At 64.5% G+C, this 12,230-nt stretch carries 12 protein-coding genes; 9 read left to right on the top strand and 3 right to left on the bottom strand.

Annotated features, from left to right (window positions below; all coding sequences use genetic code 11):
- Nucleotides 1–17 precede the first annotated feature (17 nt).
- Both GV002_RS22065 and GV002_RS22060 read right to left on the bottom strand, forming a co-directional pair.
- Complete coding sequence (locus tag GV002_RS22065; protein ID WP_306109753.1) at nt 18–749, bottom strand: substrate-binding periplasmic protein; 732 nt, start codon at nt 747–749, stop codon at nt 18–20.
- A gap of 59 nt (nt 750–808) precedes the next feature.
- Nucleotides 809–2,419: an FMN-binding glutamate synthase family protein gene (locus tag GV002_RS22060; protein ID WP_160020406.1), complete on the bottom strand. Its 1,611-nt coding sequence runs from the start codon at nt 2,417–2,419 to the stop codon at nt 809–811.
- Between the two features lie 237 nt (nt 2,420–2,656).
- Between GV002_RS22060 and GV002_RS22055 the strand changes: the two genes are divergently transcribed.
- From GV002_RS22055 to GV002_RS22025, 7 genes are all read left to right on the top strand, one after another.
- Nucleotides 2,657–3,778, top strand: a complete 1,122-nt coding sequence (locus tag GV002_RS22055) for a beta-ketoacyl-ACP synthase III (protein WP_160020405.1) — start codon at nt 2,657–2,659, stop codon at nt 3,776–3,778.
- Nucleotides 3,779–3,849: 71 nt separating this feature from the next.
- Nucleotides 3,850–4,452: an RNA polymerase sigma factor gene (locus tag GV002_RS22050; RefSeq protein WP_160020404.1), complete on the top strand. Its 603-nt coding sequence runs from the start codon at nt 3,850–3,852 to the stop codon at nt 4,450–4,452.
- The gene (locus GV002_RS22045) at nt 4,446–4,679 is read left to right on the top strand and encodes an anti-sigma factor family protein (RefSeq protein WP_160020403.1); all 234 of its coding nucleotides are present in this window, start codon (nt 4,446–4,448) and stop codon (nt 4,677–4,679) included. The genes GV002_RS22050 and GV002_RS22045 overlap by 7 nt, the downstream gene beginning before the upstream one ends.
- A gap of 315 nt (nt 4,680–4,994) precedes the next feature.
- Nucleotides 4,995–5,288: a hypothetical protein gene (locus tag GV002_RS22040; RefSeq protein ID WP_160020402.1), complete on the top strand. Its 294-nt coding sequence runs from the start codon at nt 4,995–4,997 to the stop codon at nt 5,286–5,288.
- A 21-nt stretch (nt 5,289–5,309) separates the two neighbouring features.
- A complete protein-coding gene (locus GV002_RS22035) occupies nt 5,310–6,152 on the top strand; it encodes a DUF692 domain-containing protein (protein WP_160020401.1) in 843 nt (280 codons plus the stop codon).
- Entirely contained in the window at nt 6,149–6,868 is a 720-nt protein-coding gene (locus GV002_RS22030) for a DNA-binding domain-containing protein (RefSeq protein ID WP_160020400.1), read from the top strand. Before GV002_RS22035 ends, GV002_RS22030 begins: the two co-directional genes overlap by 4 nt.
- Nucleotides 6,865–7,464 carry a DoxX family protein gene (locus tag GV002_RS22025; protein WP_160020399.1) on the top strand — a complete coding sequence of 200 codons (600 nt, stop codon included), beginning with the start codon at nt 6,865–6,867 and terminating at the stop codon, nt 7,462–7,464. The genes GV002_RS22030 and GV002_RS22025 overlap by 4 nt, the downstream gene beginning before the upstream one ends.
- Nucleotides 7,465–7,699: 235 nt before the next feature.
- On the opposite strand, the gene GV002_RS22020 is transcribed toward GV002_RS22025, so the two are convergent.
- Nucleotides 7,700–8,734 (bottom strand): AraC family transcriptional regulator, encoded by a 1,035-nt coding sequence (locus GV002_RS22020; protein WP_160020398.1) that lies wholly within the window; start codon nt 8,732–8,734, stop codon nt 7,700–7,702.
- A 238-nt stretch (nt 8,735–8,972) separates the two neighbouring features.
- Between GV002_RS22020 and GV002_RS22015 the strand changes: the two genes are divergently transcribed.
- Together GV002_RS22015 and GV002_RS22010 are read left to right on the top strand one after the other, a co-directional pair.
- On the top strand, nt 8,973–10,568 hold the full coding sequence (locus GV002_RS22015; protein ID WP_160020397.1) for an FAD-binding oxidoreductase: 1,596 nt from the start codon (nt 8,973–8,975) through the stop codon (nt 10,566–10,568).
- Nucleotides 10,569–10,570: 2 nt separating this feature from the next.
- On the top strand, nt 10,571–12,160 hold the full coding sequence (locus GV002_RS22010) for a glycerol-3-phosphate dehydrogenase/oxidase (RefSeq protein ID WP_160020396.1): 1,590 nt from the start codon (nt 10,571–10,573) through the stop codon (nt 12,158–12,160).
- Nucleotides 12,161–12,230 lie beyond the last annotated feature (70 nt).

Raw genomic sequence — 12,230 nt, 5'->3', positions numbered from 1 at the left:
ACGCTCGCCGTACGCTATCAACGATAGCGGGAGAGAATGGCCTCGAATTCGCCATCCTCCTTCATCTTTACCAGCGCGCGCAGCAAGGCCTGGGTCGGTACGTCGGGGGCGTCACGGACGATGCAGCCGACCGGAGCGGCTCTGACCTCTGCTAGCGCATGCAGGCGTTTTTCTTGAGGCTGATGGCGGTTGAACCAGTTCAGGCTGAGGTCGTTGCTGATCGCGTAGTGGTAGCGACCGGCCTCGAGTTTCTCCAGCACCAGCGCCTGGGTGCGGGCATCTTCGCGATGGGTTTGGCCATTGGCCAATAGCGGCTCCAGATTGGGGTAGCTGAAGCCCAGGACCGTGCCCAGGCGCTCACCGCGCAGGTGTTCCAGCTTGAAGTCCGATTCGGCGTCACGCGCGACGATCATGTCGCGTTGCACCATAAATGGCAGGCTCCAGATGTACTGGTGGTGGGGTTCGTTGAGCCAGTCAGGGCTGACGTAACAGCGCACGTCGATTTCACCCGTGGTCAGCAGGCGTTGTACGCGCAGACGCGGCAGTACCAGCATCTGCGCACGGCGTCCGACCTTCTGCGCCAGGCGCATCTGCAGGTCGTAGAGGATCCCACCGGTGGCCTGGCCATCGACGATGTCGATCATCGGCATGGCCCAGCTCTCGCTCACCGAGAAACGCAACGGGCGTTGCTCCTGAGCCGAGGCCGTTAGGCACAGCAGAAACAGCAGAGCGGATAGCGAAAATCGCATGCAGGTACCGGTCAGGGAGCGTTGAGCGAAGCCGCGCTGAGCTTGGCCGTGCCGACCACTCAAGCCAGCGCCGGCTCGAAACTGTCGGCGCGCGCCATGCGCCACATGCGCTCGTAGAACTCCCCTGCGATCTGGCCGCTGAGCAACTCGCCCGGCGCGAGGAACACATGCTGCTGCGAGAACAGCTTGATCTCGGTGGCGGACATACGTTGCACCAGGTGCTTGGCATCGATCTGTGCCGGGTGATCGAGGCCGGCGGCGGCGAGCATCTCGGCCAGTGCCTTGAGCGTGTTGCGGTGGAAGTTGAAGACGCGCTGGGCCTTGTCCTCGACCACCAGGGCGCGCTGGCGCAGTGGGTCCTGGGTCGCCACGCCGGTCGGGCACTTGTTGGTGTGGCAGCTTTGGCTCTGGATGCAGCCGATGGCGAACATGAAGCCGCGCGCCGAGTTGGCCCAGTCGGCGCCGATGGCCAGCACGCGGGCAATGTCGAAGGCACTGACGATTTTGCCGCTGGCACCGAGCTTGATCTTGTCGCGCAGGTTGCTGCCGACCAGGGTGTTGTGCACGAACAGCAGCCCTTCGCGCAGCGGCACGCCCAGGTGATCGGTGAACTCCAGCGGCGCCGCGCCGGTGCCGCCTTCCTTGCCGTCGACGACGATGAAGTCGGGCAGGATGCCGGTCTCCAGCATCGCCTTGACGATACCCATGAACTCCCAGGGGTGGCCCAGGCAGAACTTGAAGCCGACCGGCTTGCCGCCGGACAGCTCGCGTAGCTGGGCGATGAACTGCAGCATCTCTGTCGGCGTGGAGAAGGCGCTATGGCGCGAGGGTGAGATGCAGTCCTCACCCATCGGTACACCGCGGGTGCTGGCGATTTCCTCGGTGACCTTGTGCTTGGGCAGGATGCCGCCATGGCCCGGTTTGGCGCCCTGGCTGAGCTTGATCTCGATCATCTTCACCTGCGGGCTGCTGGCCTGGGCGGCGAAACGCTCGGGGTCGAAGCGCCCGTCGGAAGCACGGCAACCGAAGTAGCCACTGCCCAGTTCCCAGACCAGATCGCCGCCGTGCTCGCGGTGGTAGGGGCTGATGCTGCCTTCACCAGTGTCGTGGTAGAACTCGCCGAGTTTCGCCCCTTCGTTGAGCGCGCGAATGGCGTTGGCGCTGAGCGAACCGAAGCTCATCGCCGAGATATTGAACAAGGAGGCCGAGTACGGTTGGCTGCATTGCGGCCCGCCGATCTCCACGCGAAAGCTGCACGGGTCGGTCAGCGGCGCCGGGCGCATGGAGTGGCTGATGAACTCGAAGCCGTTCTGGTACACATCGCTCAGCGTGCCGAAGGGTTTGTCGGCGCCTTCGTTCTTGGCGCGTGAATACACCAGCGAGCGCTGGGCGCGGGAGAAGGGCAGTTGCTCGGCGTCGCCTTCGAGCAGGTACTGGCGAATTTCCGGGCGGATGCCTTCGACCAGATAGCGGATATTGCCCAGGATCGGGTAGTTGCGCCGTACCGCATGGCGCGTCTGTAGCAGATCGCCGATGCCGATCAGGCTGAGTACGGCGCTGAGCAGGGTGAACGGCCACATCCACTCATGGCCAAGGAACGGCAGGCTTGCCAGGGTGAACAGCACGCAGAAGGCGAAAAATGCGTAGCGGCTGAGCAGGGAGAGGTTCATGCAAGCTCCAGATGAGTAGACCGATATAAGACTTTAGACCAAACGGCTATATTGGGTCATGTTCTGTCCACTTAGACACTCTCAAGGGCTGAGGACGAACCCCATCGCCCTGTGGCACACTCAGTGGCCCGGAGCCAACCGTCGCAAGAGCTTGGCCCAAGTCTCCCGATTTTCGGCCTGCGCCATTGTCGCCGGCCAACTGCCTGAGGCCGCCAGCGGCCGAGAAGAGGAATGAGCGTGCATAACGTCGTCATCAGTGGTACCGGCCTGTACACCCCGGCCAACAGCATTTCCAACGACGAGCTGGTGGCAACCTTCAATGCCTATGTGCAGCAGTTCAACGCCGACAACGCCGAGGCCATCGCCCGCGGTGAGGTGGAGGCGCTGAGCGAGTCCAGCAGCGGCTTCATCGAAAAGGCGTCGGGTATCAAGAGCCGCTTCGTCATCGACAAGAAAGGCATTCTCGATCCGCAGCGCATGGTGCCGAGCATTCCCGAGCGCTCCAACGACGACTGGGGCATTCTCTGCGAAATGGCCGTGGGCGCTGCCAAGGAGGCGCTGCAGCGTGCCGGCAAGGCCGTTGCAGACATCGACGGGGTGATAGTCGCCTGCTCGAATTTGCAGCGCGCCTACCCGGCGGTAGCCATCGAAGTGCAGGCCGCGCTGGGCATCCAAGGCTGGGGCTACGACATGAACGTGGCCTGCTCCTCGGCCACCTTCGGCATCCAGGCTGCGACCACTGCCATCCAGACCGGCCAGGCCCGCGCGATCCTCATGGTCAACCCGGAGATCTGCACCGGTCATCTGAACTTCCGCGACCGTGACAGCCACTTCATCTTCGGCGACGCCGCCACTGCAGTGATCATCGAGCGTGCCGACCTGGCGACCTCCAGGCACCAGTTCGATGTGGTCGGCACCAAGCTGCTGACCCAGTTCTCCAACAACATCCGCAACAACTTCGGTTTCCTCAACCGCGCGGCGGAAGAGGGCGTGGGCGCGCGCGACAAACTGTTCGTGCAGGAAGGCCGCAAGGTGTTCAAGGACGTCTGCCCGATGGTCGCCGAGCTGATTGCCGCGCACCTGGCGGAAAACCAGCTCAACGTCAGCGACGTCCAGCGCTTCTGGCTGCATCAGGCCAACCTCAACATGAACCTGCTGATCGCGCGCAAGCTGCTCGGTCGCGATGCCGAGCCGCACGAGGCGCCGGTGATTCTCGACACCTATGCCAACACCAGTTCGGCCGGCTCGGTGATTGCCTTGCACAAGAATCAGGACGATCTGCCTGCTGGTAGCCTGGGTGTTCTAAGCTCCTTCGGTGCCGGTTATTCGATCGGCAGTGTAATTTTGCGCAAGCGCTGAACTCTCTGTAGGAATGCCTGAGGTGCACGGGGCGTTCGGCCTCGTGCATACGTGCTACCTACGGGAGTTCCATGTCCGATACCGATCTGTTGGATCGTCTGCTCGCCGGTGAGCAGAAGGCCTACCGCGAGCTGGTCGCTCGCTATCAGGGGGCGATGCGCGCGGTGGCTTATGCCATCGTCGGCAGCCGCAACGCCGATGAGGTGGTGCAGGATGCCTGGCTCGCCGTGGTGCGCAGCCTCAGCGGCTTTCAGGGGCGCTCCAGCCTCAAGACCTGGCTGCTGACCATCACCGCCAATACCGCCAAGACTCGTCTCAAGCACAACCGTCGCGAGGTGCTGCTCGATGACTTGGCCGCGCCGCACGGCACGGTGGGTGACGAGCGCTTCTCCGATGACGGTCACTGGCTGCTGGCGCCGCATGCCTGGCACCAGGACAGCCCCGAAGCCCTGCTCACCGAGGACGAATTGCGCGAGTGCCTGGAGCACACATTGGCCAGCCTGTCGGAGTTGCAGGCCAGCGTATTGGTGCTGCGCGAGCGACAGGGCCTGGAACTGGAGGCGATCTGTAATCTTCTCGACATCTCGCTCTCCAATGCCCGTGTGCTGCTGCACCGAGCACGCCTGAAAGTCTTCGCCACCCTGGAACATTTCGAGGAGACAGGCCAATGCTGACCTGCAAGGAATTGGTCGCTCATTCCAGCGATTATCTCGACGGCCAAATGACGCTACGCCAGCGCCTGGCCGTGCGCGCCCACTTGGCCATGTGCGGCAACTGCCGGCGTTTCCTCCGGCAGATGAAGCTGACCCAGGCGGTGATCCGACAGATGCCGGATGAGGAGTTACCCGAACTCGACGCCCTGGCCGAGCGCCTGGCGCAGGCGCGCCGTCACAATGATTGAAAAAAAACCGGAGAGATCCGGGTTTTCTTTTTCCTTCTCGCATGTGCTCTTCCTCAAAACATCGCCGCTGAAGCGCCTCCCACGGTGCGGTGGAGGCTTCTGTGCCTGTGGGAGGGGCTTTCGGCTCTGGCATCCTGCTTCGCTCTACCTCCTGCATCCATGCAGGCGTAGCCGCGACTGGTAGCGGGCAAAGCACCCGGATTTCATCCGGGCTACGAAAAATTCCAGCCTCGCTGTAACGCCCGCATTCCTGCCTCGTCCATTGCTGCGAGAGGGCCAATCCGGCCCCGCATTCGAAACCGATGGAGAGATGCCATGAAACAACTCAATACCCTGACTGCCACCCTGGGCGCTGCGCTGCTGACTTCCATGGCGTTCACCGCCCATGCCGCGAGCAATCCGTTCGCCGCTCAGGAGCTGACCAGCGGCTACAGCCTGGTTGCTGCCGAGAAAGCACAGGAAGGCGCCTGTGGCGAAGGCAAATGCGGCGGTGAGATGAAAGGCGACGCAGAGGGCAAGTGCGGCGAGGGCAAGTGTGGTGGCGAGATGAAAGCCGACGCCGAGGGTAAGTGCGGCGAAGGCAAATGCGGCGGCGAGAAAAGCGAGTAAGGGCAAATGGGAGGACGGATCATGCAACTCGCAAACCTCACCGGCGCCGGTCTTGGCCTGCGTCGCGGGTTGCTCGCCGAGCTGACCGGTGATGACGCCAGCGGCGCCGACTTTCTCGAAGTGGCGCCGGAGAACTGGATCGGTGTCGGTGGCCGCCTGGGCAAGCAACTGCGTGCCCTGAGCGAGCGCCGGCCGCTGTTGTGCCATGGTCTGTCCCTCAACCTCGGCGGCTTCGCGCCGCTGAACCTGGAACTGCTGCACGCCATCAAGGGTTTTCTCGACGCGCATGGCGTGCTGGCCTACAGCGAGCATCTGTCGGCCTGTGCCGACGATGGGCAGCTGTATGACCTGATGCCGCTGCCGTTTTCCGAAGAATCGGTACTGCGTATCGCCGAGCGCGTGCGCATCGTTCAGGACGTGCTGGAGCGGCCGCTGATCATCGAGAATGTCTCGGCCTACGCTCGCCTGCCCGGCGAGCTGGACGAGGCAGGCTTCGTCCGCGCGGTGCTGGAACGTGCCGACTGCCAGCTGTTGCTGGACGTCAACAACGTCTACGTCAACAGCCTGAATTTCGGCTTCGATGCCGATGCCTACATCGCCGCGATGCCCAGCGAGCGCATCGCCTATCTGCACGTCGCCGGTCATTACGACCAGGCGGCAGACCTGAAGATCGACACCCACGGTGCGCCGGTGATCGATCCGGTGTGGACGCTGCTCAGCAGCGCTTATGCGCAGCATGGCGTACGCCCGACGCTGCTGGAGCGTGACTTCAACTTCCCGCCACTGGCCGAGCTGTATGCCGAGCTGGCGCATATCCGCAGCCTGCAGCAGGCCGCACAACCGCTGAGCAGGTATGGCACATGAGCGGTATCGAGCAGCAGCGCGACTTCGCTGCACGGATCCGCCAGCCTGAGGCGCAGTCTTTGTTGCCGGGCATCACGGCCGAGCGCATGGCGGTCTACGAAGAGCTGTTCTTCAACAACGTCGCCAGCCTGGTTGGAGGGGCCTTCCCGGTGCTACGCGGCATCCTCGGGGCTGAGCGCTGGCAGCGGCTGCTACGCACCTTTTTCGCCGAGCACCGGGCGAGCACGCCGTACTTTCTGGAGATCAGCCAGGAGTTCATCGCCTGGTTGCAGCAGGGCTATCGCCCAACGCTTGAAGATCCGCCGTTCATGCTGGAGCTGGCACATTACGAGTGGGTCGAACTGGCGCTGGATGTCAGCGACGCGCGGTTGCCCGAGCGAGGCTGGTCGCCACTGGCGTGGCCGCTGGCTTATCACTGGCCGGTGCAGAAGATCGGTGTCGATCATTGCCCCACGCAGCCGCCTGCCGAGCCGACCTGCCTGCTGGTCTGGCGTGATCGACAGGATCAGGTGCGCTTCATGCAACTGGCACCTTTCGCCTACCAGTTGGCGCTGCGCCTACAGGCTGGCGAACCGCCTGTGCAGGCGCAGCTGGAGTTGGCCACGGCTCATGGCCTGGCCGCTGATCGCGCCTATTTCGATAACGCCCGCGCGCTGCTGGATGACTGGCAGGCGCGCGATATCTGGTTTGCGTATTCCGAGGAGTCACCATCATGATCACGCTGCTCAATCGTCTTCAGGACGCGCTGGATGCCTGCCGGCGTCTGGATTTTCTCGGCCCGCTGTTGCTGCGCCTGTATCTGGTGCCGGTGTTCTGGATGGCCGGCACGCGGAAGCTTTCGGATATCGAGGCCACCGCTGCCTGGTTCGGCAACCCGGATTGGGGCCTTGGCCTGCCGTTTCCCGAGCTGCTTGCCTGGGCGGCAGCGCTGACCGAGGCTGGTGGTGCCATCCTGCTGCTGTTCGGCTTGGCCGTTCGCTGGGTGAGCATTCCACTGATCGTCACCATGCTGGTGGCAATCTTCGCCGTGCACTGGCCCTATGGCTGGCAGGCGATTGCCGACCCATCGGCACCCTTTGCCAACGAACGTGTGCTGGCTGCGGCGGAAAAACTCGAGCGGGCGCGCAGCATCCTGCGTGAGCACGGTAATTACGACTGGTTGACCGGCAGCGGCAAGTTCGTGGTGCTGAACAACGGCATCGAGTTCGCCGCCACCTACCTGGTGATGCTGGTGGCACTGTTCTTCAGTGGCGCGGGACGCTGGCTGAGCATCGATTACTGGCTCGCGCGACGTTTCCGAACTCCGCGCTAAGCAGGCCACTGAAAAACTACCTGCGTTGGCAATACTGCGTTAAAAACGACCTCGCGTGCGAGCCCAGTCAAAATGCTCATTTACAGCACGTAAACCCGAGTGCGGGCCCAGTGCTTTTTTCGGTCGTTTTTGCGGGGCCGCCATCGGTATTGTCTTGCCTGCCTCGGCTCGGGCTTCCTGCTTCGCTCTACCTCCTGCATCCATGCAGTCGTCGCCTACGTTTTTCAGCGGCCTGCTAGCCCAGCGGATTGTCCCGGCGCCGGCTCTCGCGAAACTCGCCCGGCGTCTGCCCGGTCCAGCTCTTGAAGCTGCGGTGGAAAGAGCGTGATTCGGTGAAGCCCAGGTAGCAGGCGATGTCCTGGATCGCCAGGTCGCTGCGCAGCAGGTAGTGCTCGGCCAGCTCCTGGCGCAGCTCGTCGAGGATCTGCTGGTAGCTGGTGCCGGCCTGCTGCAGGTGGCGCTGCAGGGTGCGTACGGTCATATTGAACTTCTCTGCCACCCGTTCCTTGCGCGGCAGGCCGTCCTTGAGCAGCAGGCGCAGCGCGTTTTTCACCCGGCGAGGCAGTGGCTCGTCGTCATCCAGCCCGGCCATCAGGGTCAGTGCATGTTCTTCCAGTGTGCGCAGCAGGTTGGCGTCGGCCTGGCGCAACGGCACACCGAGGTAGTCCAGCGGTACCAGCAGGGCATTGCAGGGCTGTTCGAATAGCACCGGACAGCCGAACAGCTGTTGGTACTCGGCCAGGTCGGTGGCGGCTGGTTGCGCGTGCTCGAACCAGACCTCGCGCGGCGAATGTTCGGAGTCGGCGATCCAGCGGGCGTACAGCAGCCAGGAGGCAAGCACGTTCTCCACCATGTGGCGACGCACGTCCGGCGCCTGATGACGGCAACTCCAGATCAGCCGCACGTGATCCTCGGCCGCCTCGATACGGCTGGTGCCCATGTCACCCACCAGCTTCTCGTAGGGCACGATGCGCCCCATGGCTTCGCCCAATGTGGCGCAGTTCATGGCGATGTAGCCGAGCACGCTCCACGAGCCGGGCTGCACGAAACGCGCCGCATGCAGGCCGAACAACCTGTCGCCGGACACCTCCAGCAGATGTGCCAGCAGGCGCTCATGCACCTCGCTGGGCATGCGCTTGCCATTGTCGGTCAAGTCCTGCGCGCCAATGCCGGCCGCGGCCAGGGCAAGGTCGATGTCCAGGCCGAGCTGTTCGGCCTGGCGCAGGTATTTGAGCAGGGCGGGAACCGAGGTATAGCCGAGGTTTTCCATGGATTCTTCTTGTTCTGGTGAAGTGACGTGGATCAGACAAGCCTTGGTGCCTGGCACGGATGCCTTTGCAGTGTCGCGGGGCCGCCCTGGTAGCGCGCACCGGTTGCGCCGGCGCGCGGCGCGCCTTGCGCAATGCCTGTCTTGATTGGCGATATCGCCTGTCACAATCCGACAGTGACGGCCGGCGGCGGCTGGCTAGTATAGGCAGCCATAAGTGCTGATCGGAATGGGGGATGCGATGCGACGCTGGAACGGATGGGGTGACGAGGAGACCGAAGTGGAGCTGCCGGCCCACGGCGAGGCCTTTCTCGCCGAGCTGATCGGGCCGGGCCAGCGTCTGGCCGATGCCAGCCTGCAGGATGTGCTGGCGCGTGTGCCGGCGTCGCGCCTGGCGCCGCATCCGCTGATCTGTGTTGATGCCGAGGTGCGCGTGCGTCACGCCCGTGGCCAGAGCCTGCCGGACTGGCTGGCGATGCGCTCCGGTGACTTTGGCCTGTTTCCCGATGGCGTCGCCTGCCCGGAAAGCACCGAGCAGATCCGCGAGCTGCTGGCCTGGGCGCAGAAGCATGACGTCACCCTGATTCCCTACGGCGGTGGCACCTCGGTGGCTGGGCACATCAACCCGCAGGCCGGCCAGCGACCAGTGCTGACCCTGTCGCTGGAGCGCATGACGCGCCTGCTGGATATCGACGAGGACAGCCTGATCGCTACCTTCGGCCCCGGTGCCAATGGCCCACAGGTGGAAAGCCAGCTGCGCGCACGCGGCTACACCCTGGGGCATTTCCCGCAGTCCTGGGAGCTGTCGACCCTCGGCGGCTGGGTCGCCAGCCGTTCCAGCGGCCAGCAGTCACTGCGCTACGGGCGAATTGAGCAACTGTTCGCTGGCGGCAAGCTGGAAACCTTCGCTGGCACCCTGGACATTCCAACCTTCCCGGCATCGGCAGCCGGGCCCGATCTGCGTGAGCTGGTGATGGGCTCGGAAGGGCGCTTCGGGGTGATCTCCGAGGTGCGTGTGCGCATCAGTCGCTTGGCCGAACAGGAGCGCTTCTATGCGGTGTTCCTGCCCGACTGGCAGCAGGCATTGAGCGCCATTCGCAGCCTGGCTCAGGCGCGGGTGCCGCTGTCCATGCTGCGCTTGTCCAATGCCATCGAAACTCGTACCCAACTGGCGTTGGCCGGTCATCCGCAGCAGATCGCCCTGCTGGAGAAGTACCTGGCCTTGCGCGGTGCCCGCGACGGCAAGTGCATGCTGACCTTCGGCGTCACCGGTAGCCGGGTGCAGAATGCTGCTTCGCTGAAACAGGCGCGGCGCCTGCTGAAAGGCTTCGGCGGCGTGTTCACCGGTACTCTGTTGGGCAAGAAATGGGAGCAGAACCGCTTCCGCTTCCCTTATCTGCGTCATGGTCTGTGGGAACGCGGTTACTTGGTCGACACCCTGGAAACCGCCACCGACTGGTCCAACGTCGACAACCTGCTGAACAAGGTCGAGGCCAGTCTGCGTGACGAGCTGGCCGATGAGGGCGAGCGTGTGCACGTCTTCACCCACCTGTCGCACGTTTATGGCGAAGGTTCGAGCATCTACACCACTTACGTGTTCCGCCCCGGCAGCGACTACGCCGCGGCCATGGCGCGCTGGCAGCGGCTCAAGGCGGCGGCCAGCTGCACCATCGCAGGCAACCGCGGCACCATCAGCCACCAGCATGGCGTCGGCCGCGATCACGCGCCCTATCTGGCAGCGGAGAAGGGCGAGCTGGGCATGGCCACGCTGCGCAGCCTGGCCACGCATTTCGACCCTGACCAGCGCCTGGTGCCTGGCGTGTTGCTGCAGGACTGAGCATGGAACCGTGGAACGCCACCTGGCGCACGCGCGCGCTGCCTGAACTGGCCGTGCGCGACTGGGATCTGCTGGTGGTCGGCGGCGGCATCTGCGGCGCCGGCATCCTGCGTGAGGCGGCGCGGCGTGGTTGGCGCTGTCTGCTGCTGGAGCAGCGCGACTTCGCCTGGGGCACCTCCAGCCGCTCGTCGAAGATGGTGCATGGTGGGCTGCGCTACGTCGCCAAGGGCCAGTTGGGGCTGACCCGCGACTCGGTACGCGAGCGCCAGCGCCTGCTCGGCGAGGCGCCGGGGCTGGTGGAACCTTTGAGTTTCGTCATGCCGCACTATCGCGGCGGCTTCCCTGGGCCCAAGGTCTTCGGCGGCCTGCTCAGCCTGTACGATGCCTTGGCTGGCAAGCGTAACCATCTGTTCTACCCGCTGCAGCAGCTGCGCTACCTGGCGCCAGGCATCCGTGAGGACGGCCTGCTCGGTGGCACGCGCTTCTTCGATGCGGTGACTGACGATGCCCGCCTGGTGCAACGCGTGCTGGGCGAGGCGCGTGCAGAAGGCGGCGAGGCGCTCAATGGCATGCGCGTGGTCGAGCTGCTGCGTGAGGCGGGGCGGGTTATCGGTGTGCTCGCCGAGGACGTAGAAACTGGCAACCGCTATCACCTGCGCAGCCGCGCTGTGGCACAGGCCACCGGTGCCTGGGCCGATCGCCTGCGCCAGCCTGGCAATGGTCGTATCCGCCCGCTGCGCGGCAGCCACCTGCTGCTGCCGGGCTGGCGGTTGCCGGTGGCGCATGCCTTCAGCTTCATGCACGAGAGTGATGGCCGGCCGGCCTTCGTCTTCCCCTGGGAAGGCGCGACGGTGATCGGCACCACCGATCTGGATCATGCGGGCGATCTGGACGCCGAGGCGGCGATCAGCGCCGAGGAGGTCGACTACCTGCTCGCCGCCTGCGCTCAGCAGTTTCCCAATGCGCAGGTGGGGCGTGCCGATGTGCTGTCTACCTGGGCAGGTGTGCGCCCTGTGGTGGGCGATGGCAGCGCAGGGCTGAAACCCTCGGATGAGAAACGTGAACATGCACTGTGGGTCGAGCCGGGTAGCGTGACCCTGGCTGGCGGCAAGCTGACCACCTTTCGCCTGCTGGCGCTGGAGGTGCTGCGCGCCTGCGCGGGTTTTGTCGGCAGACCGGTGGACGATCAGAGCGGCGCCGTGTTCCGCGACTGCCCGCAGGTGGCAATGGCCCATCTGAGCCCGGCGCAGCAGCGCCGTCTGGCGGGTCGCCACGGTCGCCAGCAGGGTGAGGTGCTGCGCCTGATCGACGAGGTTGGCGACGATTGCGTCGCGGGTACCGCCACCCTGTGGGCTGAACTGGCCTGGGCTGCTGAGGGTGAGCTGGTGCTGCATCTGGACGACCTGCTGCTACGACGCACGCGCCTGGGTCTACTGCTGGCCGAAGGCGGCCGCGCCGAGCTGCCACGTATCCGCACGCTGTGCCAGCCGCGTCTGGGCTGGAGCGATGCACGCTGGCAGCAGGAAGAGAGCGATTACCTGGCGCTGTGGCAACGCTGCTACAGCCTGCCCCGGACTTGCCACGAACCGTAGGGTGTCGCGGGGCCGCCTAGGCCATGCGCACCAGCAATCCATTGATAGTTAGGCCCACCGGTTGTAGCCC

The organism is Pseudomonas sp. 8O (genome assembly GCF_902506495.1).
GTDB lineage: Bacteria > Pseudomonadota > Gammaproteobacteria > Pseudomonadales > Pseudomonadaceae > Aquipseudomonas > Aquipseudomonas chaetocerotis.
Note: the sequence above shows the minus strand (reverse complement) of the source record. Positions and strands in the feature narration are given on the sequence as shown.